The following is a 21,444-nucleotide window of genomic DNA, read 5'->3' on the forward strand; positions in this document are numbered from 1 at the left end:
ACCTGACGCAGCCACTTACGCAAACCTCCGATTCTGGCAAACGAACCCCTCGTTCCGCCCTGGTCGAAGGTACGTCTTCAAGGAGCTTCCGATGTGCAACGCTCTCGCTCTCACCGTCGGTTCCCTCCCCGCCAGCAAGACCCACAAGTCCGGTCGCCGGTGGGCGTTCCTGCCGTCCTCCGACCTCGCGTCGCCGTCGCTCGGGACGCTGACCATCGTGCAGAGCAAACGGGACACCGTCAGCTACTCCGTCGCGGTGGAGGATCATCAGGTTCTCTTCGCGAAGGCCGACGGTTCGGAAGTGTACGGCGTGAACCTGAAGGCGGGTCGTCCGGTCCGCTGTTCCTGTACCGGGTTCCACTTCGCGAAAAAGTGCAAGCACCTCGACGCGGCGGTGGAGATGATCGCCGACGGCGTCCTCGACGTGTGCCACGCTTGACGGCCCGCCGGGGTCTCGCGGTGTGTGCCGCGACTGACGAGTCCGAGAGGACGAAACCCCGACGGAGACCCCCCCCATGACCCGAAATTGTGACCCGGCCCGCGAGTTCGCGACCGACCTGCACGCCGTCCTGCAAGCCCTGACCGACCCGGCCCGCCCCGTCCTCTCGCCGGGCGACGTGCGGCAGATGTTCTCGCCCCGCCGCCCGACCGGCCTCCGGACGAGACGCCGCCTGACGCCCCGGCCTGTCACGCCCGACCCCGTCGCGATGGTCGAGGAGAACGTGGGGGTGATCTGGGTGATTATCAACCGCCACTTCGCCGCCCTCATGCGCATCGTCGGCGAGGACGAGGTCTTTCAACAGGCTTATCTCGGTGCCTTGGAAGCGGCCGAGCGGTTCGACGCCAGTCTCGGTTACAAGTTCACGACGTTTATGGGGTCGTGTGTGTGGGGTAAACTCCAAGACCTCCTGAAAAGCCACCGGCGGGCACACGGGCGTCCGGCGTGCGACACCGCCGCGACCACCACCCCCGGCGTGTTCGATCCGAACATCCTGCGGAAGACGTTGGTCGATCCCCGGCCCCCGGCGTCCCAGGGCATCGAGGACAGCGAGCGGGCGGCGTTCGTCGTCGATCGACTCCTCGCCCTCGCCGCGTCGGACCGGGACCGGACTATCCTCGCCGAGTGGTGCGACGGAGACGGCACGCCCCGGCGGTTCTGTGACGTGGCCGAGTCGCTTGGACTCCCGACCTCGACGGTGAGGAAGGTCATCGGACGCATCCGATCGCAGATCCTGGAGGCGGGACTCAACGGTGAACTCGGGCCGGACATCGCCGAGTGGTGCGGGTCGAACGGCGATTCGGCGGAAGAGAACTGACGGTTCGCCCCTTCCTCTCTCGCATCGCCCCCGGTCGTGCCGGGGGTTTCTCGTTTCACCAGCACCGTTCACGGCGACGGAATCGGAGACGATGGGGACTCGTCCCCATCACACACGCTCGCGAGTCGGCCCCGATGCCCAATTCACTGACCGACACCATTCTGAAAATCATCGTGGACGCGACCGGCGTGAAGTCCGGGGTTGATGCCGCCGTCCGCGACCTGGACCGCCTCGAATCCGCCGTGGAGCGGGCGAACCGGTCCGCCGCGAGTGTCGCCACGCGATCTGCCCCAGCGTCATCGTCATCGTCGCCTTCCGTCACCGCCCGGTCGGTCCGGGACATCGTCCGCCCGTCCGTCCCGCCCCGCGTGTTCGCGCCGCCGTCCGTCGAACGGTTCGTGCAGCAGGAACGACGGTCGATCGCCGACGTGCTCCGGGCCGAGAGTGACCGCCGCGTCCGGCAAGTCGAGACGCTCCGCCGGCAATCGAACCTCGCCCGCACGCTGGCCGACGACCGGCAGAGTTTCCGGTCCGCGTCGGCGTTCACGACGTTCAACCCGTCCTCCCTCGGCCCCGGCGTGGGGAACTCGGTCGCCACGGCCGGGCGGTTCGCGGGCGGTCTGGCGACGACGGGCGGGACGTTCGCCGCGGGCGGGATCGGTCTACTCGCGGGGCCGTTGGCGGGTGCCGTCGCGGGCGTGGCCGCCGTCGGGTTCGGCAAGGTGATCGAGACGATCGGCGACGTGGGCGGGAGGGTGATCGGCACGAGCCTGTCCGTGTTGACGAGCGCCGCGACGGAGGCCATCAAACAGGGTTCCTTCCGCGAGGACGCCGGGGTGAACTTCGCCGCCCTGACGGGGAGCCAATTCCGCGGGGACAAGGTCATCGCGGACGCCGAGAAGTACGCCCTCGACAGCCCGTTCCGGACGCGGGAACTGCTCGACCAGTCGAAGTTGCTCCTGTCCTACGGCGTCTCGGCCGACGACCTGGCGAAGCGACTCCGACAACTCGGGGACGTGGCCGCGGGCACGGGCGTGGACTTCCGCCGCCTGTCGCTGGCCTTCGGGCAGGTCGTGAGCAAGGGCCGACTTCAAGGCGGCGAGGTGCGGCAATTGACCGAGGCCGGTGTCGGCATTCGTGACCTCGCGTCGGCCTACAACGAGCTAAACGGCAAGAACGTCTCGGCCGCCGGGTTCCTCGGCCTCGTCGAAGCCGGGCAGGTGTCCGCCCGCGTCGTGGAGCGGAGTTTCGAGCGGATGACCCAGGCCGGCGGGCGGTTCTTCGGGTTGACCGAGGCACGGGCGAAGACACTGTCGGGCCGGTTCGAAAACCTCGGCGAGTCGGTGGAGTTGTCGTTTCAAAAGATCGGTTTGAGTTTCATCAAGAACACGTCCATCACCACCTTCATCGACGACATCGCCAAGAAGGTCCGGGGCATCGACCTGTCCGGGGCCGACGGGTTGTTCAAAAATCTCGACGCCACCGTCGGCCCGTTCGTCACCCGCGTCGCGCGAGGGATCGGCGGCGTGTTCGGGGACGTGGTGCCGAAGCAACTGGACTTCGACGCCTTGGACCGTGGCTTGAAGGCGTTCACCCGCGACACGATCCCCCAGATTTTGGACGCCGGGCGGGACGTGGCCGTGTTGTTCCTCGACGTGGCATCGGCGATGGCCAAGTTCATCGACCTGATCGACCCGCTACTTCCGAAACAGGCCGCACTGGAACTCCTCTTGCGCCAAGTCCCCGGCCGGAACGACTTCCTTCTAGGCGGTCCCTTGGCCGCGGGTCAGGGTCAACCGCCTGCCTCGCGACCGATCGCACAGTTCGCCGCCGCCGCCGAGGCGCGGGCCAACATCCTCCGGCAAGCCAACCCCGGCGACCGGTTCCGGAACGCGGCGAGAGGGCCGTTCGACTTCCTCGACGAGATCGTCGGCCCCCAGGTGAACCGGGGCTTTCAGGCCGTGCTCGGGGCCGTCGGCGGGGCGTTCCAGGGGCCGGACATTAATCGCGCCGCACTGGAGGCGAAACGAGTGAACGGGCTGAACCGACAAGCGTTCGCGGACGGAAACATCCCCGCGCGATTGCCGCCAGTATTCGCGGCGGACATTTTGAAGTTGCCGAAGGCTCTCGACGAGTTGAACGGGGCCGTGAAATCCAGGATCGGACCATTCAAGGACGCATTCGAGTCGATCTCCGACAAAATCCTGCCCGATTTCGGCAAGCGGATCGAAGACTTCACGGCGAGGCTCGGGAAGCCCGCCGACCAGCCGTTCACCGACTTCCAGCGGAACATCCAGGCGGCGAACGTGCTCGACGGGCCGTTCGGGCGGGCGTTGGGGTTCGAAGGAAAAGACCTCGCTCGCATCCGGGGGGAACTCGGCCAAGAATTGATCGGCAAGTTTAAGTCGCCGGAACTCCAACCCGCCCCGCTCGTTCGGGCGGGATCGCAGGAGGCCGAGCAAGCCCTGACGCGGGCGGTGTACGAGAGTCGCAACAACGAGAAGTCGGCCCAGGACCGACTGGCCGAGGCGATCGAAGCGGCCCGCCGCGCGGAAGAAGATAACACGAAGGAGATCAGGGCACTCTCCGACGCACTCAAGGCCGGCCCGCCGACGCCCCTGTTCCCTGTGAACGATGGCGTGGCCTTCCCGCTGTGACGCGACGGCAGCACCGATCCGCACCACCACCACGCCTACGATCATCGCGACGACAACGCGACCACCACCGGAGACCGTGACACATGCCGACCGACTACGCGACACCGCACCCACAAGACCGACTGGCCGAGGCGACGGACGCGGCCCGACGGGCGGAGGAGCGGAACACGCAGGACGTGAAGAAACTGTCCGACGCCTTGGACGCCGCGAGCAAGAGGCCGACCGATCCCAACCACCGCCCATTCCCCAGACTCAAGGTCACGTCCGCGAAGGACGTGGAGGCCGTCGCCGCCTTTGCCGAACTGCTCGTCGCGTGCGACCGGGCCGGCAGCGTCCTCGACGAGCGGCAAGCCGGCAAGCACGTCCGGGACTGGTTCCTGGCCGTGCGGAAGGGCGACGAGGACGGGGCACTGGCCGCGGTCGCGAGCGCCAAACGGGAACTCGCCGGTCACCTGCACGGGGCCGAGGTGAGCCGCATCTACGACATCGTCTCCGACTACGTTCACGAGTTGCGAAACCCCGCCGACGCGAGGGTGAAGGCGATCATCAGCAAGTTGGCGGATCTCGGATTTGACGTGACGCCGCACAAGGCCGACGCCACCCTCGCGTAAGCCCCTTCCTCTCACCCATTGAGACCGTACCCCGATGACCCCGACCATCGACAAGCCGTTCGGCGACCTCCGCCCCCAGACGTGGGCCGACGTGGAATTGATCGTGGCGTTCCTCGAATTGATGACGCGAGGGAACCCGATCCGTGGCGACCACGCCGACCTGTGGCTTCGCGCCGTGAAGCGGGGGAAGACGGAGGACGTTTACCTCGCCGCCCACTTCGCCGCCGACGAGGTTGCCGCCCACCCGCTCGCCGCCCACATCCGTCAGGCGATGGCCGTGAGTGTCGATTTCCTTCACGCCCCGAAGATGGTCGCCGCGACGCGAACCGAACCGGCCCACGTGAGTAAACCGAACGTCGAGCCGCTCGTGCAGAAGCTACGCGAACTCGGCTGGGTCGCGAGGCTGACGCCGAGGGCGTGACGAGATGTTCACAGGGACGTGGACGGGCCGCCGAGGTGCCAGGGATGGGACCGCGGCGGTTTTTCGTTGAGCGGGCGGCGGGGGCTGCGCATCGCTTTCACCCAATGTTGTGAGTCGTACGTCCAGTCAGTCTGTCACCGTACAGATCGGGACGATTGCTCTCGCGAATGGAAATGTCCCGACGTATCCAAACGGTTGTGGACGATGAAACAGATCAAAGCGAAGGCCAGTGGACGATGAGTCAAAAGTTAGCTCCCCCGGACTTTTTCCGGGGGAGGGGGACCGGGCGAATAGAGTCTTAAGCTTAAAGATGCGATCTATTTCGCAGGCGTGCCCGACCGTTGTTCGCCGGTGTCCTTCATCATCTTGTTGAGTTGCTCTTGTTCACGCTTCGAAGTTTCCGCGTCCGCCATCGGCTTTTCTTTTGCCTTCCCGCAGCCCGTTGCCAAGGCCAATGTCAAGAGTATGAGCAACCGTCTTGTGAATAACATGGTTTCTACCTTGTGAAGGGAGGGACGGATTCAATGACAAATCGCCGGACTTCAAATTTTGGACCTTTGACCCGGCGTTACGGTAGCGTTAGGGCCTCGGCACCTTGCCGGGTGCCAGCAGCCGTCCAAGTGTCCGGGTCAATCGTTTCCGTGACGAAGCGTACAGCCCCGTCGGCCATGAGAACATTCGCCCCGCCACTGTGCCGGCTGGACGCGGGCGAAACCATTATCCCGTAATCCCCCGGCCGCCAGCACGGGCTGTTCGGCGGCAGGAGGTGGTTGTAAAGACCCCGCCACATCGAGCCTTCGTCCCAGGCGTACCCCTTGCCCCGCCAAGTCGAGCCGGCGAGCGTAGCCGTGGTCCAATTCTTTGCCAACAGGGTCGTTCGGGCCGCCGCCAATGTTGTATCCGTAACCGCGCCAGCCTCGAAGCAGTCACCGAGTTTGTTGTTCGGCCCCGACTGGGGAAAGTTACACGACTCGGCCGCGGCCGCTGTGTTCGACGTCCCGTCGGCGATACCCAGGAACGTGAACCCTTTAGCCACAGTGGCCGCCGGAGAATTGTTACTCACTTGCCCCATGCCGAATACGCCGTCCCAGCCGTTCAGCTTTCCCCAACTGCCGCCGTTATAGTGGTAGTTCGAATACCCCATCGCAGCGCTGTCGCCCTGCTCGGTGTCCGAGGGGCACAGGAAGACCGTCGGCTTGTTCTTTGTCCAAGCGTTTGCCGTGGTGGTGGTCCCCACTGTCGTTATCGCCGGTGCCGGGACGATGAGAGCAAAGATGTTGTCTTGTTCGAGGTAGGGGAGCAGGAAGGTGTTCGGCCCCATGAACGACGTCGTCGTTGTGCCGGCGGGAAGTCTGCTGTTGGTGGCGTGATAGGCATGAAGTGCGATACCAATCTGTTTGAGATTGTTCGTACACTTAGCCCGCGCCGCCGCCTCGCGGACCTTCTGCACGGCCGGGAGAAGAAGGCCGATCAAGATGGCAATGATTGCGATAACGACCAACAACTCGATGAGCGTGAACCCGGTTCGCCCGCCCGCGCAATTGAGAGGTTTTGAGTGTCTCAAAGCTAATCCCTTTCACAGATCGAGATGGATAAAAAACAGGCCACGTTCCCCGATCAGGGCAACGGCTAATCGCCTAGAATAACGTCGGAAATTTCAGCGGTCAACAATTTAAGACGAAAGCAGCTGCTTCATTCCAATTTTTTGCACGGTGGAACATCTGATGCCATAAAGATTTGCAACAAACCTTATTAATTGAACCCAGACTTTTATAAATTTGCAAGATTGATTGTATTTAAATAATTACATTTTTTGCAATGTCACTTCTTCGTACTTGTTTAGCGCCCCATCCGGCCCCAGGGCAGTCGAACGCGGGCTGATCTGGTAGTATCGCGGCATGGACGAGCCTGCGTGTCCCCGCTGTCGGGATCTCCTCAAGCGTGTCGCCGAACTCGAAGCCCAGGTCGCCGAGTTGACCCGGAAGCTGGAGGAGGCCGTCCGCGCCGGCAAGCGACAGGCCGCCCCGTTCCGCAAGGGGCCGCCGAAGCCCGACCCAAAGCCGCCCGGCCGCAAGTCGGGCGACGCCCACGGCACTCACGGCCACCGTCCGCCGCCCCCGCCCGAGCAGGTCGCCGAGTGCCACGAGGCGCACCTGCCCGACGCCTGCCCCCACTGTCGGGGCCGCCTCGTCGAGACCGGCACCGCCGACCAGTATCAGACCGAGATCCCCCGCACGCCGCTGATCCGCAAGTTCCGCGTCCACGTCGGACACTGCGAGGGGTGCGGCAAGCGCACCCAGGGCCGGCACCCGCTCCAGACATCCGACGCCCTGGGTGCGGCCGCCAGCCAGGTCGGCCCCGACGCCCAGGCCGCGGCCGCGGTCCTGCACACCCAGATGGGCCTGTCGCACGGGAAGGTCGCGTCGGCCTTCCGGACCCTGTTCGGCATCACCCTGACCCGCGGGGCCAGCGCCCGGATCGACCTGCGGGCCGCGGCCCGGCTCGAACCGGACTACACGCTGATCCTCGACGACGTGCGGTCGTCCGAGCAGATCGCGGCGGACGAGACGGGGTGGCGGGTCGGAGGGCACCCGGCCTGGCTCCACGCCTGGGTCGGTGACCGTGCCACCGCGTACGGCATCGACTCGAAGCGCAGTGCCGACGCCCTGGAGCGGGTGATCGGAGCGGACTGGTCGGGTGTCTTGAGCCACGACGGGTTCGCCTCCTACGAGCGGTTCGAGGGGGCGATCCATCAGCAATGTGTGGCCCACGTGCTCCGCCGCGCCCGCGACCTGCTGGCGACCGCCACCCGCGGGGCCGTTCGCTTCCCGCGGCAGGTGATCGCGCTGTTCACCGAGGCGATCCACTGGCGGAACGGGTACGTGCCGGGGACGTGGACCGACAACCAACTCGACGCGCATCGGGTGTCGTTCGACGACCGCCTGCTGGATCTGGTGCGCCGACCGCGGGCGGTGCCGGAGTACGCTACTCTGGCGCGGCACCTGCGGAACCACTTCGAGCAGTGGTTCGCGTTCGTGTTCGACCCGCGGATCGAGCCGACGAACTGGAAGGCCGAGCAGGCGATCCGCCCGGCGGTAGTGAATCGTAAGGTCTGGGGTGGGAACCGGACGGCGGCAGGTGCGCAGGCGCAGGGCGTACTGATGTCCGTGTTCGAGACGTGCCGCCGCCAGACGCTCTCGGTCGTGGACCACATCAGCCAGACGTTACGCTGGTTCGGCAACCGGCTCCTGACACGCCCGCCGCTGTTCGGGTGATGAACGAGCACCGGAAACGGAGGAAGGCCAGATGCGATTGCCGGAGAAAGAATGCGTGAGCGGGAGAGAAGGAAGTCGTGTCCATTAGTCGCCAACAGGTGACCAACGGGAGAGCCGTTGGTACGTGCGTGGCGGCCAAGAAGAACCAGGAGCGAAGCGGAGCCGGAATGGATAAGGAAGCAGTCGCGGTTGAATCCGTCCGCCAATTCGTGTGGTCGGGTTTTTACGATGCCGACGGGATCGTCGAGATGATCGACGAGGCTGTGCTCAGCCCGGGTGAGCTTGATCACGGCTGGCTCCGAGCTCGCATCGAAGAGGAGTTCCGCAAGAAGCGTGCGGACGAGCTGGCCTGGCCAGCCATCACTGACTGTGACCGCTTGGATCAAGTCTTTGAGTTGTTGGAGCAGCAAGGCATTCTGGCGTTGCAGAACGCGGGCTATACCCAGGACAACGGCCTAGACGATGTGACTCAGTTCTACCACGAGGCTGGTGGTGAGCAGTCGGGCATCGGCGGCTACTGCTTCTACCACGGTCAGGATCTGGAGCGGGTCATGGAGAACGGTGATCTTCATCTTACCTATGGCGATATCCGCGGCGACGACGAGAAAGGCATCGAAATAGGCCGACGGATCAAGCGAGCCTTGGAGACGGCCGGCTTCACCGTGGTTTGGGACGAGGCCATCAAGACACGCCTGCTAGTAAAGGGCATCAAATGGCAGAGACGGCTATCCGAGTAACCGATCGGCGAACGAGACCCAACGAGTTGACCCGCTAAACAAGTACACTTCTTCATCGTTTGCCACATCAATCACACGACACGCCCAGACGGCAAGATGTCGAGCCTATGAATGGTGGGAGCATGAGATTTTAGAAACCCGAGCAGGTCTCGCCCTCACCCCTTCCCGAGCACGCCGTCGACGACCCAGCACCCGCGGACGTGAGGCCCGTCGCCGCGGCAGTGGCCCAGAATCGCTTCGTCCTCGCAACCGGCGTCCTGCAACGCATCCGCGAGGATCGGCAGGCGGTCGAAGGCACGATCTTCGTAGATGGCTTGGGCGAGGCCGACGGCGGTCGGGGTGAGCCAGGCGGGGGAGAAGGTGACGGGGCGGAACGGGTTGCCGAAGATGTCACGGAGCAACGGCCCTTGTTCTTCTCGCTCGTCTTCCGATTGCGGTGAAATCCCGCCCACGAGGCAGCCGGCGTACCACGAAGTCTCGACCGCCGAATGCCGACCCTGATTGCCGACCACCGCGCGGGCGAGCCGCCCTTCTACCGTTCCCAGCCACGCATCGTTCGCGAAGACCTTCCCGCGGACGATCTTGAGACGCCGACGGTCTTCGTTGTTCCTCGCGTCCACGAAACGCTCGACGGCATCCAACGCGATTGGCACCAGAGGGTGAGGGCACGAACGCTGCACCCGCCGGACGCAACCGACTGCAAATAGTCGGAACCGTCGGTCCGTGAATCCCATCGCCTTGAAATCGTTCGCTTGGTACGGGATGGACTGAATGAGGGCACGGGGATCACGCCACGCAAGCCACTGTTCCTCCGTCATCGCCCACCCCCACCCTCTTGGGGGTCACGGGGTAACGATGGGCACCACGCAAGCCACTGTTCCTCCGTCATCGCCCACCCCCCCCCGCGGTGATCCTACCCGACGACGCGACCGGACGCGAGGGGTTTACGACTATGTGAACGGTGCCAGAATCCGACGGATGAAACGAAGTGGTAAACTGGCGGGTGAAATCGACTGCCGTTTCATCGCACGACGGCGGGGCCGAGAATCGTCACTCCGACTGCCGCCCGAAACGGCGTCTGGATTCGACGATCACTTCGCCCCGCCCCTTCCTTCACTCCCACGACGACCGCCCACCGCCCGCGAGGACGAGGCCAGCAATCGACGCGATAAACCGGGGGTAGAAAGGGTGGCAACTTTCGCGACGGGAACGGGCCAGTGATTTCGACGGCCAGAAACGCACTCGATTCGCGACGGTCCAAATGGTGCAGGTGACGACGTGACGTTCATCCACTCGCGAGACGCGACGAAAACGACCGCCGATTTTCCACAACACCCACGACCGCGAGGAACGACACCACTCTCACCCGCCAAAAACGGCCCCAATTTACCCCGTCAGAAATCGGCGTGAAAATTGGCCCCGAAAAACCCCGTCATTTCGGGCCGTCGGAACGATGCGTTTTCGGTAATACTTTGTTAAACTTCTTTTGGCGAAAAAAGAGCGTCGAAAAGGTGCGCCGGTACGCGGATGGTCTCCCCCTCCGGGACGCGCGTTCGGAAACCCTCCCCCCACCCCTGGCGGTGCCGTGACTGGTGCCACGTCTTCTCACTCACCGTCGTCGTCGTTCCTCTTCTCGTCGTCGCCCTGTCGCTCACGGCGTTCGGCGTCATCGGCGGCGGCTTGGAGTTCAGCGTCAGTCGGGGTCAGGCCCTTCAACGCGAACTTGTACCTCAACTCGCGTTGGGCGATGTCCCGGCTTCGTGCGATACGGTTGGCCGTGCGAACCTCGCGGTCCACGTCCATCAGTTTGTGATACGCCACGGGTGATCCTCGGCGGTGTGGGTTAGCGGATGCGACGGTGGGCCGGTACGCCGTTGCGATCGTCGGCCTCGCGACTCCGGGCGGCGGCACGGTCCTGTTCGTCGGCTCGGACGGCGGCCTCGGCGGCGGCCTTCTCTTCGGCACGGGTCGGCGGCTTCTTGCCTGCGATGGCGAGGCGGCCCCGGAGTTTGGCGATAGTGATCCGTTTGAGGCGGTCGATACGGTCCCGCTCTCGTTGGTCGCGCTTGGCGTAGTGGGCGGCGAGGACGGCTTGTTCTTCTTTCTCGCGGAGTGATAGCGGCACGGGTGGCCCTCGGTGGGAGTGAGGGCACATTGTGACATGAGGATGGAGCGGGACGTGGTGCTGAAGGACGGGGACGGGTAACGCTCTGAATCCGGGATTACGAACGGATGACGTGTAACGCGGCCAAGATCGCCTCGGCAAAGGATCGTCGGGCGAGGCCCTGTGCTCGCAACGTGACGTCGGCCAGATGGTGTCCGGTCTCGACGTGAGAGGGCCGGGACGGGTCGGTGAGTAACCTCGCATAGTCTTCGGCGGCGAGGACGGCGGCCGGCGAGAGACTGCCGAGGAACCACCGGACCGCACTGAACGCCCGGCACTCGGCCAACGTGTCCATCCCAGCCCGCGCGAGTTCCCCGTCGGTGATCCACCCCCGCGAATACCCCGTGAACAGCCGCCGCATGCGATCCGGCCGATCGGGTTGTTTGTCTTCGCCCGCCATAACTGACCCGAGAGCGTGAGGGAGAATACCGGAACAATTCGTCAGCAGTTCACATTCCGACACGGTGCCGGAGGTGTCAGCCCGGAGTGCCCGGCACCGTGTTCGAACGGCTTACTTGTGCTGCAACTTCTTCACCATCTCGTGGTGCTCCTTGAGCGTCGGCAGCGTCTTCGCGGCGAACGCCTTCAGGTCCGGGTTCGTGGCCTCCTTGCTCGCCTTCTCGAACTCGGCGATGTCCTCCTCGTGGTCCTTGACCATGTCGTCGACGTAGTGCTTGTCGAACTCGGCCCCGGCCTTCATCGCCTTGAAGTGGTCGGCCGTCTTCTGGTGCTCGTCCATCAACTTGTCCGGCACCGTGACCTTCGCGGCCTTGGCGATCTCCAGTAGCTTCAGGTTGGCGGTGGTGTGATCCGTAACCATTTTCGCGCCGAACTTCTTCACGCCGTCGCTCTGGCCCATCTTCTCGGCCAGTTCGCCCAACCGGACTTCGAGCATCCCGCCGCTCACGGCCTTCTTGATGAACGCGGCGTCGTCGAACGGCTTGTCCGCGGCCACGGCAGTCCCGGCTAGGAGGAGCAGGCCAATCCCGACGATCGCATGTCGCATTTGCATAACGGCACCTTGGGGAGTAAGAACGGGCCGGGAACCTCCTGCCAGTGTGGTGCCAGTACCGGCAATGTCGATAAGTTTGGGCAAAGTCCCGACACTGTGGCCGCCCGTCATTGGATCAACTCGACGTTTTGCAGACGGGGTGGACTTCAAAAACTGGCGGGGCCGGTCACGTCTTCACCCTTGAGGACGGCGAGCAGGCGTTCCGGATCGACCGGCTTCACGAGGTGGGCGTCGAACCCGGCCTTCCGGGTGGCCATCCGACTGCCCGCGTCCCCCATCGCGGTGACGGCGATGACCCGCATCAGGCCGGTAAGTTCCTCCCTTAGACGGCGGCCGAGTTCGACGCCGTTCATGCCCGGCATGGACAGGTCCAGGAGGCACACGTCCGGGCGGAACTCCGCGGCCACCGCGAGGGCGGTCACGCCACAGTGGCAAGCGCGGGCGTCGAACCCGTCCAAGTTGAGCAGGTCGGCGGTAGACACGGCCGCGTCTTGGTTGTCGTCCACGCACAGGACGCGGAGGGGGCGGTTCATCGATTGTTCTCGCGGTGAAAGAACTCAGGCCGCGAGAGTCGAGCAGTTGACGTGCCGTGGTGCTGGCGATCGTCCGGATAGGCGTAACTCGGCCTACTGCCGCCACAGGTCGCGGAGGGGGTCGGTGCGTTCAGCCGGCCTTCGCTCCTCTCGCCCGTTTGTCGCCGCCTGTCGCATCAACGCGAGGCGGGTGCGGGCTTGCTGGTGGGCGGACTCGACGCGGGATTCACGTTCGCCGTCGGTCTGGGGTACGGCGTCGGTGGTGCGGTTCATGGAGATGGCTCGTGGTGGTGTGCCCGCGGCCCGGTCGGGGGCGGGCGGTGAGAGGTGAAGTGCAAAACCCTTGCCAATACTCCTGCGCGGGGGCGGGAGGTCGCTGCTGATCCGCACGGGACGCGGCAAACTGTAGGGGCATGAGCGGCGGGGGCACCATCCGACACCGGAGCGTGTCACGGCCGTTGCTCACCGTAGATCGAATCGAAGATCGCGCCGCCCTTGCGGTTCCGGTTCAACGTGTCGGCGTCGAACAGTTCGGTGTACCCGCAGCCCTTGCACGAGACGGCGAGCAATGACGACGAGGGGCCGCCGAAGAGGACGCTCCACCCCGAAATCGTCGGGACCGTCTTTACCACCCCGCCGGACGCCCTGCACTTCGCGCACACGAACCGGCGGGCGAGTTCATCGGTAATGGCCACGGTGGCGACTCAGGGTTGAGAGGACACTTCCCCCGTGAAGTCCTTCGCGGGCCTCGGAACGCCATTTGGCGGGAAGCCCCTAAAATCGCATTACACGCACTTTTGTTCACGTCCACTCCTTTTTCCCGTCCGAGGGCCGATCGCCCGCGTATGGGCCAGCCAGGGCCACTAGTGGCCAAATGAATAGTGCCACCGACATCGCGGACGCTCACGACGGCAACTGATTCACCCCCTCCCCTTCCCTGCCTGAACCACCGACCAGCCTGACCCACTGTAACCCGTCCAAGTCGTAATGCAGCCCCTGCAGGAATGACGATATTCCGTTGATATCGCATGGCGGTTAATGCAACGCTTGCAAAGGGTCGATATGGTCACGAGTGCTTGAAAACCAGGCCATTCGTAACCGAAGCGGTCAGGCTTCTGCTGTTTCATAAGCGATGGGTCGCCGGTTCAAACCCGGCCTCCGCTATTAGTGAAATGACGACGTAAACGCTTTCTGCCGAAGCAGTTCCTGCTTTCCCTGGCGTTCGCCGGGTGCGGCTTCCGAACGACCGGTTTTGTGAAACACTTTCACAAAACCTTCTGAGGACCGTACTCATGGCTCGTCCCCGAAAGTCTATTCCGTCCTATCTTCCCCACACCTCCGGCCAAGCCCGGGCGGTTTGGACCGACCGCACCGGAACCCGGCACTTTCGCATGCTCCCCGGCCCATTCAACAGCCCGAAATCCCGGACGGCGTTCGGAACCCTCCTCCTGGAAATCGAAGCCGGGGCCAAAATAACGGCCGCCCCTAGTCCGACAGGGCTTTCCCTAGCAGAACTTATGCTCGCCTTCCTCGAACACGCCGAACGGCACTACCGCAAGCCAGATGGCAGGTCGACGAGCGAACTCGCCGAGTGCAAACTGATGGCCCGTGCGCTCCGAGAGCAGTACACCAACCTCCCTGCCGCCGAATTCGGGCCCCTGAAGCTCAAGGCGGTCCGGCAAGGGTGGGTCAACCGTGGCCTTTCCCGGTCCGAGTGCAACCGCCGGGCGAACCTCGTCCGGCGAATGTTCAAATGGGCGGCGGGCGAAGAACTCGTCGACGAATCCGTCCACCGTGGGCTCACCGCCGTCGTCGGGCTTCAGCGGGGACGGACGTCGGCCCGGGAAACGGAGCCCGTCCGTCCGGTCGAGGATGCCGTCGTCGACGCCACCTTGCTCTTTCTGACTCGCCACGTCAGAGGTATGGTCGAATTCCAACGGTTGACCGGCTGCCGACCGGGTGAAGCGTGCGCCCTCCGTTTGTCCGATGTCGATTCGTCCCATGAGGTGTGGCAGTATCGGCCGACCGCCCATAAGACCACGCACCGAGGTAAGTCCCGGACAATCGCCATCGGCCCCCGGGCGCAAAAATTGTTGAGAGAATTCCCCACCCCGAACCCAACCGCGTACGTGTTTTCCCCGTCCCAAGCCGTCGAAGAACTCCTCGCCGCTCGAGCGGCAGCCTGCCGGACCCCACTTTTACAGTCACGAGAGGCTCGACACATCCGAAAACAGGGGATGAAGCCGCGTCGGCGGCCGTCACAACGTTACTGCACCCACGCCTACGACCACGCAGTAGCCCGGGCGTGCGACCGGGCCTTCCCGCCCCCCGGCGACCTCGCCCAACGCTCGGGCGAGACGCGCGCCGCTTGGTGGGGGCGGTTGACGGACGGCCAGCAGGAGGAGGTGAAGACGTGGCGACGGGCCCACCGATGGCACCCGAATCAATTGCGGCACTCATTCGCAACGCTCGTCCGGCGACGGTACGGGTTGGAAGCGGCGCAAGTCCTCTTGGGTCACGTGCGGGCCGACGTCACGCAAGTTTACGCCGAGCGAAATGAGGCTCTCGCTGCACAGGTCGTGGCCGAGGTCGGTTGAGTGCCGTCGCCGCGGAATTCGAATGATCAGAGTTGCGTGCCGACTCATCGAAGTTCGCGGGAGCCGGCTCGGCCGGCTCCCGCGAGTAACTCGAATGCAAGTGAGTAACGCGGTCCTGGAGTGGGCTAAGCGTCGATTCTCAGGCGTATATAGGGCACTTTGAGGACTGACGGATTCATCCAGCCTCCCCGCCATGTGGCCGAGTTTCCTCGTCCTCGCGTCTTCCCCTCCGAGGATTCCCTTGTACAAGAACCGTGGGACAAGTGGGACAAATGGGACGTAGACGTCATTGCGCACGGGTGTTTTACTGCCTTCCCGCTCCCCGGCGACACCGACACCCGGACGACCGATCTACGATCGGCAACATTCTGTGCCGGGCGAAGAACCGGGTGGTGGCCGAGTACGCCCTACGGGACATCGACAGACCGCCGGCCGTCTTCACCTCTACGTCACTCGCCTGGTTGAGTCCATGCCCGACGAACTGGCGAAGGAACTCGGCCCGCCGCCCTACCATCCGCCCGCCAGCGGCGCCCGAAGGCGTACCCCCCGCCGGCCTCAACGGCACAGGACAGCCAGACCGACCGACAATTCGACGGCAGTTAGGTGCGTGCGGTGAGTGAGGACGAGGACGAGGACGACGACCGGACGACGGAACTGCTACTCGAGATCGGAATAATATTGAAAAGGAGCTCCCGGCCTACCGACCGACCTCCGACGAGACCCCCTTCGGATACTCGCGGGGAAGTTCGGAGCGGCAGAGACCGTGAACACGGTTCCGCTCCTCGGCTTCGACGTCCGCCTCCACGGTGGCAAACTCCTGCTCCGACCGATCGATTGCCAACACTCCGGCCTCCGAGACTGTTTGCGGCCCACGACACCTTTGACCCGAGATCATCGGCCGGGGACGTCGAGTGCGGCTACCTCGAACGTCTCGGACCGGTTCCGCGGCAGCCACGCCGCCGAGACCGTACGGGTGATTCGACGAATTCTTCAAGAATCGGATCACGCCGTGAGGGATTGCCGTAGCGTGCCGTCTGATTCAAAAAAACTCACAAGCGCATCACGGCGGTCGCAACTTTGAACCGGTGGTGAGAGGCGGAAAATGACGCACTTGGTGGTGGCGGTCGATAACCTGATAAAAGAGGCGCGTGGGTACTACGCCAAGGAGCAGTGGGACCTGACCCTGGTTGCCGTCCCCACGCGCCTCCGGCCGAAAGGCGAGGGGATCGGCCTCCAGCGGTGCGCACCGGGGTCTCCGAACGTCTGGCAGGTCCAAAATGGGGCCTTACTCTGCGCTGCCCAGAGCATTCGGTTCTTGGGCTCGACCGAGGTGCCGAACGTTGGGCCGGTCGAGTACATTGCGTTTGACGGCAACGGTCAGGCCATTAGTACGTTTGTCGAATTCTGTGGGAAAGCCGCGGCGGCCTTATTCGAGGCTCGCCCTCGTTGGTTCGACCGTCAACGATCGGGCGGCCCGCTCACGATATGGTCGACGGCAATCATGTTCGGCTCACCTTCTGCGTATTCACTTTCGGCGTGTCAGCCGACCGGCCCGTGGGTCCTCGACAGACCTTGGGCGGGGTCTCTCAATGCCCTGAACGACATCTTCGGCCTACCGGCTCTGACATTTTTCGAGCCCGACGTTCTGGAGCTTCCACCCGCCGCGGAGAAGAGAATTACCCCGGCGTGGAACAGGGCAGCCCGTCTCCTTACATTGCAAAATGGTCAGTGCAAACAGTACCGTCGTCCGGCCCCGAACCAATTCAAAATCCTCAACACGTTTGACGAGGACGAATGGCCCAAAGCGATCGAGGATCCATTGAAGCCCGGAAAACTTGCGGCGACGATCGACTCGCTGAACCGGAATTTGCAGCTCATTAAATTTCACTTAAACACCGACGGGGCGGGCGTTTACTGGACGATCCAAGGGTTTAAGTAGATCGCTGATCTCATGTTTATCAACGGTTTACCTCGGGATGTGCCATCGCATGGGATGAGTCAGTGTACACCTCGCGTCCTTTCACTTATCACGCGAGGTGTAACATGCCGGTCGATAGTGGTCTTCTCACCATCTCTCAGGTCGCCGCCCGCCTTCCGGGGACGCGGGGGGCCGGCCGCGTCCACCCGGCCACGGTGACGCGGTGGATCCTCGTCGGCTGCCCGGCCCGCGACCGCCGCCGCGTCAAACTCGCAGCCATCCGCGCCGGCTCCCGATGGCTCATTCGCGACACGGACCTTCAGGCATTTTTTGCGGCCCTTGCTGCGGACGCACCGCCGGGGCCACCCGACAAACCCGACCGTACGTCAACCGAGCGACGGAAGGCGGTTGACCGCGCTACGCAAGATTTGACCCGCATGGGTGCTTGATTCCACCAACTCACGAACATGGTCGGCCCGGGGTACCGCATCACTGATGCCCCGGGCCGATCAAGAAAATCAACATAAACATGGCACCTGACCCGATCAACCACGACCACGACCACGACCACGGTACGCCCTTGGGCCTCACGCCGGAGCACCTCGCCGACCTGAGGAGGTCCGGGTTGACCGACGCGACCATCCGGGAGAATGGCATTCGCTCCGAGCACGACGCCGTTCGCGTCCGTGAAATCTTGGGCGGTAATTTGTCCGCGAGCGCCGCCCGCCGTCTCGGTCCCTGCTTGGTCATCCCGTTCTTCGACCCGACCGGAGCCGCAGTTACATATCGAACCCCCACCGGGACAACCCGTGCGTTCGTCCGACTGAAGCCCAGCCAGCCAAGGAAGGCCGCTAACGGAAAGCCCATCAAATATGAATCCCCACGGGGCAGCGGGAACAGCGCCTTTGTCCCGGCCGGGAGTCGCGCGGCCGTGTTGGACCCAAAGCAGCCTGTCATGTTAATTGAAGGGGAGAAGAAGGCGCTCGCCGCAACCCAGTACGGTTTCACCGCAATAGCCATTTCGGGCACGTGGAATTGGACCGAACGTCGCCCGGAGGACCCCGACACCGGTCGTAAAACTGGCCCCTTTCAGCTCATTAAGGACCTCGCTCGCATCCCCTGGCGGGAACGCATCGTTTACATTGCGTTCGACTCGGACACGGCGCAAAAGCCCGCGATTCAATGGGCGTTGTACCACTTGGCCGAAGCGCTGACCCGAGGCGGCGCCGACGTCCGGGTCATTGCCCTGCCCTCCGGGCCGAACGGGGAGAAAGTGGGCCTCGACGACTTCCTCGTCGCCCACGGCCGCAAGCGCCTACTGGACTTGATCGACGCAGCTGGGCCCGCGGTCCGGCCGACCCAGGTTGGGGCCAGGAAGGTCCAGCACACGGAGAGCGGCTATGCCGTGATCAACGGGTACACGTGTCGGCGAATCCGAACCCGCGCCACGGGCACGGGCGAACCCTCCGACGAGTTCATCCGCCTAGCCAACTTCCACGCGACCATCGACGCCGAGACGGTTCGCGACGACGGGGCCGAGCGGACGCGAGAGTTTACGATCACCATTCGCCAGGGGAATCGCGTAACGACCGCAAGCGTTCCGGTCGAGCAGTTCGCCGCGATGGACTGGGTAGTTGAAAGGTTCGGCCCGCGGTGTGTCATCCAGGCCGGCCGCGGGACGCGCGACCACCTTCGCTGTGCCATTCAGGAGTTGAGCGGCGAGAACATCCGGACGACCACGGTTTACGGCCATACGGGCTGGCGGCATCTTGATGGAAGCTGGTACTACCTCCACGCCGGCGGGGCGATCGGCCCGCCGGGGGCCGCCGTTCCTCGGTTGGACGTCCGACTCGACGGGGCCGCCGAACAATTCCTCCTGCCGGTTCCGCCCCAGGGGGCCGATCTCCGGGACGCGATCCTGGCGTCCCTCGGATTGCTCGACGGGTTGGCCCCGGACCGCATCACCATCCCACTCGTGGCGTCTCTCTACCGGGCCGCCCTGGGCTCTCCGGACTTCGCACTCTGGTTCATCGGACGGACGGGCGTTCAGAAGAGCGAACTCGCCGCGTTGGCCCAGCAGCACTACGGGGCGGCGATGACCCGGGGCCAACTCCCCGCGAACTGGTCGTCCACCGACAACGCTTTGGAAGGCTTGGCGTTCGCGTGCAAGGACACGGTCATGGTCGTCGACGACTTCGCACCCTCCCAGTCCCGAAGCGAGATCGACCGCCAGCACCGGACGGCCGAGCGGGTCATCCGCGGACAGGGGAACCACGCCGGCCGTCAGCGAATGCGGTCGGACACGACACTTCGACCGCCGCGTCCCCCGCGAGGCCTCATCGTGGCGACCGGCGAGGACGTCCCCCGCGGCCACTCGATCGCGGCCCGCCTGTGCGTCGTCGACGTCCGCCGGGGGGACGTCAATCTGACGGGGCTCACGCGGTGTCAGGAGGACGCCTTAGCGGGCAAGTACGCCGCCGCCATGGCCGGCTTCATCGCGTGGCTGAGTTCCCAATACGCGACGGTCTCGGCCGACCTCGGCCGGGAACGCGTCGCCCTTCGGAACGCGTTCGTCGGCTTTGGCAACCACGCCCGGACCCCGGACGTGATCGCCAACTTGCTGATCGGCTTCCGGTACTTCCTCGACTTCGCGGTGGCCCATCAAGCCATCGACGGGGACCAGAGAACGTCCCTGTGGGAGCGCGGAATGGCGGTAGTCCGTGAACTCGGCGACCAGCTCGGGGACCATCAATGGGAAGTCGATCCGATCCGGAACTTCCCGTTGATGGTCCGTTCCATTCTCAGCGGCGGTCGCGGGCACGTTGCGGGGATGGACGGCCGAGTGCCCCTTTCTAGGATCACGCCCGAGTTCTGGGGTTGGAAAGCATGTGATCCTCTCGCCACGACGGCCCGGGGAATAGACTCTTATCGCAGTTGTGGCGACACAATCGGCTGGATCGACGGGGAGGAACTGTACTTGAACTCCGACACAACGTACGCGGCCATTAACGAACTCACGCGCGATCAAAACCAAGCATTTCCATTAACGCAGATCACTCTCTGTAAGCATCTCAAGGATGAAGGCCTCTTGCTTCGGTATGAGGAGGGGCGGACTCGGTACCCCATGACGATTGGAGGTACCCGTCAGCGCGTTCTCGTTGTCTCCGTCTCTACCATCTACGGGGAAAGCGGGACAGACAGGGCGAGGGAAAGAGTGGTGACAGTTGAAGGGCCCTGATCCCATCGCACCAGATTGCTGACAGCCGTCGGCGGGACGACAGTAGAGTCCGATCAGTCCCGAGCACCCGTGTTCTACGAAGCCGGGTCCTCGGGGCTGAACTTCCGATCTCTGAGACCTAACCCGAAAAGACCGTCCCTTCCTCCCGGCATATAAATGGATTCCTACCACATGTTGATGCATTGGAATTCTGTATCCCGCAAAGAAATGAATTAACACCGTGCCAAGACCGGTAAACTGAAGTTATGAACACATTATCCTCTCCCCCGGTCGTCGAAGCCCTCCACCGTGTGCCGCCCACCGGCTTGACCATTCAACAGCGAGAATTTGTCCGCCTATACCTCCTCAAGGGCTCCGCATATGGGGCCTATTTAAAAGCCTTTTCGCTCACCGAACCTCGGGACGTTGCCAACGCCCGGGCCTACGCCTACCGCCTGTTGAAAACAGTTGAAGTAAAGCAATTGATCCGGGACTCGTCTGAAGCCGTCCGGAAGCGACTGAAGATCAATCCACACGTCCTGCTACAGGAGGCGACGGCCGTCGCCCGGAGCTCGGCCGGCGACTACTTCGACTTCGACCGGGACGGTGACCCGGTACCGAAGCCGGCCCGCGAGATCGATACCGTGGCCCAGAAAGCGATCAAGTCGATCACACGGACGGACCGCACGATCGTTCACCGCCACCCGGACGGGACCGTGACGGAAGAGAGGCGGGTGTCGACGCAGTTCCAATTGCACGACAAGATGCGGGCCATTCAACTGCTCTTCCGCCATATGGGCCTGGACGAGAAGGTCAATCCGCTGGAGGCACTCATTAGCATCCTGCCCCTCGAGCTGCAGCACCGTGTCGCGGAGGTACTCCGAACGTCCTACCGCCGGAAGTCAAAAGTCGATGTACCGCCTCCGCCGGCGATCGATTGAGGCCGCGCCATGCCATAGGTGCTGAGCTTGAGCAGACGTACTTGT

At 64.0% G+C, this 21,444-nt stretch carries 22 protein-coding genes; 12 read left to right on the forward strand and 10 right to left on the reverse strand.

Annotated features, from left to right (window positions below):
- Positions 1-91: 91 nt before the first annotated feature.
- The 5 genes from PX52LOC_RS30235 (at position 92) to PX52LOC_RS30255 (ending at position 5,005) form a co-directional block, all read left to right on the forward strand.
- A complete protein-coding gene (locus PX52LOC_RS30235; protein ID WP_149113579.1) occupies positions 92-439 on the forward strand; it encodes a hypothetical protein in 348 nt (115 codons plus the stop codon).
- Positions 440-515: 76 nt separating this feature from the next.
- A complete protein-coding gene (locus PX52LOC_RS30240; RefSeq protein ID WP_149113580.1) occupies positions 516-1,316 on the forward strand; it encodes a sigma-70 family RNA polymerase sigma factor in 801 nt (266 codons plus the stop codon).
- A 134-nt stretch (positions 1,317-1,450) separates the two neighbouring features.
- Positions 1,451-3,973, forward strand: coding sequence for a tape measure protein (locus PX52LOC_RS30245; protein ID WP_149113581.1), 2,523 nt, complete (start codon positions 1,451-1,453; stop codon positions 3,971-3,973).
- A gap of 83 nt (positions 3,974-4,056) precedes the next feature.
- Positions 4,057-4,584 carry a hypothetical protein gene (locus tag PX52LOC_RS30250; RefSeq protein ID WP_149113582.1) on the forward strand — a complete coding sequence of 176 codons (528 nt, stop codon included), beginning with the start codon at positions 4,057-4,059 and terminating at the stop codon, positions 4,582-4,584.
- Positions 4,585-4,618: 34 nt separating this feature from the next.
- Entirely contained in the window at positions 4,619-5,005 is a 387-nt protein-coding gene (locus PX52LOC_RS30255; protein ID WP_149113583.1) for a hypothetical protein, read from the forward strand.
- A gap of 568 nt (positions 5,006-5,573) precedes the next feature.
- Here the strand turns inward: PX52LOC_RS30255 and PX52LOC_RS30260 are convergent.
- Positions 5,574-6,506, reverse strand: a complete 933-nt coding sequence (locus tag PX52LOC_RS30260) for a DUF1559 domain-containing protein (protein WP_168219298.1) — start codon at positions 6,504-6,506, stop codon at positions 5,574-5,576.
- A gap of 397 nt (positions 6,507-6,903) precedes the next feature.
- Between PX52LOC_RS30260 and tnpC the strand changes: the two genes are divergently transcribed.
- Both tnpC and PX52LOC_RS30270 read left to right on the forward strand, forming a co-directional pair.
- Positions 6,904-8,280 (forward strand): IS66 family transposase, encoded by a 1,377-nt coding sequence (gene tnpC, locus PX52LOC_RS30265; protein WP_149110579.1) that lies wholly within the window; start codon positions 6,904-6,906, stop codon positions 8,278-8,280.
- A gap of 128 nt (positions 8,281-8,408) precedes the next feature.
- Positions 8,409-9,017 carry a DUF6891 domain-containing protein gene (locus tag PX52LOC_RS30270; protein ID WP_149110580.1) on the forward strand — a complete coding sequence of 203 codons (609 nt, stop codon included), beginning with the start codon at positions 8,409-8,411 and terminating at the stop codon, positions 9,015-9,017.
- Positions 9,018-9,172: 155 nt separating this feature from the next.
- On the opposite strand, the gene PX52LOC_RS42950 is transcribed toward PX52LOC_RS30270, so the two are convergent.
- The 9 genes from PX52LOC_RS42950 to PX52LOC_RS42955 all read right to left on the reverse strand — a co-directional run bounded on the left by PX52LOC_RS42950 (position 9,173) and on the right by PX52LOC_RS42955 (position 14,729).
- Positions 9,173-9,637: a hypothetical protein gene (locus tag PX52LOC_RS42950; protein WP_246173508.1), complete on the reverse strand. Its 465-nt coding sequence runs from the start codon at positions 9,635-9,637 to the stop codon at positions 9,173-9,175.
- Positions 9,638-10,622: 985 nt separating this feature from the next.
- Positions 10,623-10,838 carry a hypothetical protein gene (locus PX52LOC_RS30280; RefSeq protein ID WP_149113585.1) on the reverse strand — a complete coding sequence of 72 codons (216 nt, stop codon included), beginning with the start codon at positions 10,836-10,838 and terminating at the stop codon, positions 10,623-10,625.
- 22 nt (positions 10,839-10,860) lie between these two features.
- Positions 10,861-11,142, reverse strand: a complete 282-nt coding sequence (locus tag PX52LOC_RS30285) for a hypothetical protein (RefSeq protein WP_149113586.1) — start codon at positions 11,140-11,142, stop codon at positions 10,861-10,863.
- A 97-nt stretch (positions 11,143-11,239) separates the two neighbouring features.
- A complete protein-coding gene (locus PX52LOC_RS30290) occupies positions 11,240-11,581 on the reverse strand; it encodes a hypothetical protein (protein ID WP_149113587.1) in 342 nt (113 codons plus the stop codon).
- 111 nt (positions 11,582-11,692) lie between these two features.
- Entirely contained in the window at positions 11,693-12,193 is a 501-nt protein-coding gene (locus PX52LOC_RS30295; RefSeq protein ID WP_168219299.1) for a DUF4142 domain-containing protein, read from the reverse strand.
- Positions 12,194-12,339: 146 nt separating this feature from the next.
- Positions 12,340-12,726 (reverse strand): response regulator, encoded by a 387-nt coding sequence (locus PX52LOC_RS30300; RefSeq protein WP_149113589.1) that lies wholly within the window; start codon positions 12,724-12,726, stop codon positions 12,340-12,342.
- A gap of 93 nt (positions 12,727-12,819) precedes the next feature.
- Positions 12,820-12,999 carry a hypothetical protein gene (locus PX52LOC_RS30305; protein ID WP_149113590.1) on the reverse strand — a complete coding sequence of 60 codons (180 nt, stop codon included), beginning with the start codon at positions 12,997-12,999 and terminating at the stop codon, positions 12,820-12,822.
- Between the two features lie 176 nt (positions 13,000-13,175).
- Positions 13,176-13,421 (reverse strand): zinc ribbon domain-containing protein, encoded by a 246-nt coding sequence (locus tag PX52LOC_RS30310; protein ID WP_149113591.1) that lies wholly within the window; start codon positions 13,419-13,421, stop codon positions 13,176-13,178.
- Between the two features lie 810 nt (positions 13,422-14,231).
- A complete protein-coding gene (locus tag PX52LOC_RS42955) occupies positions 14,232-14,729 on the reverse strand; it encodes a hypothetical protein (RefSeq protein ID WP_246173509.1) in 498 nt (165 codons plus the stop codon).
- Between the two features lie 234 nt (positions 14,730-14,963).
- On the opposite strand from PX52LOC_RS42955, the gene PX52LOC_RS42960 reads away from it, so the two are divergent.
- From PX52LOC_RS42960 to PX52LOC_RS30340, 5 genes are all read left to right on the forward strand, one after another.
- Entirely contained in the window at positions 14,964-15,323 is a 360-nt protein-coding gene (locus tag PX52LOC_RS42960) for a tyrosine-type recombinase/integrase (protein WP_246173510.1), read from the forward strand.
- A 1,102-nt stretch (positions 15,324-16,425) separates the two neighbouring features.
- Positions 16,426-17,262 (forward strand): hypothetical protein, encoded by an 837-nt coding sequence (locus PX52LOC_RS30325; RefSeq protein WP_149113594.1) that lies wholly within the window; start codon positions 16,426-16,428, stop codon positions 17,260-17,262.
- A 104-nt stretch (positions 17,263-17,366) separates the two neighbouring features.
- A complete protein-coding gene (locus tag PX52LOC_RS30330; protein ID WP_149113595.1) occupies positions 17,367-17,690 on the forward strand; it encodes a MerR family transcriptional regulator in 324 nt (107 codons plus the stop codon).
- An 80-nt stretch (positions 17,691-17,770) separates the two neighbouring features.
- A complete protein-coding gene (locus PX52LOC_RS30335) occupies positions 17,771-20,479 on the forward strand; it encodes a DUF3854 domain-containing protein (RefSeq protein WP_149113596.1) in 2,709 nt (902 codons plus the stop codon).
- Positions 20,480-20,724: 245 nt separating this feature from the next.
- Complete coding sequence (locus tag PX52LOC_RS30340; RefSeq protein ID WP_149113597.1) at positions 20,725-21,399, forward strand: terminase small subunit; 675 nt, start codon at positions 20,725-20,727, stop codon at positions 21,397-21,399.
- Positions 21,400-21,444 lie beyond the last annotated feature (45 nt).

Origin of the sequence: Limnoglobus roseus, assembly GCF_008254045.1 — a bacterium.
GTDB lineage: Bacteria > Planctomycetota > Planctomycetia > Gemmatales > Gemmataceae > Limnoglobus > Limnoglobus roseus.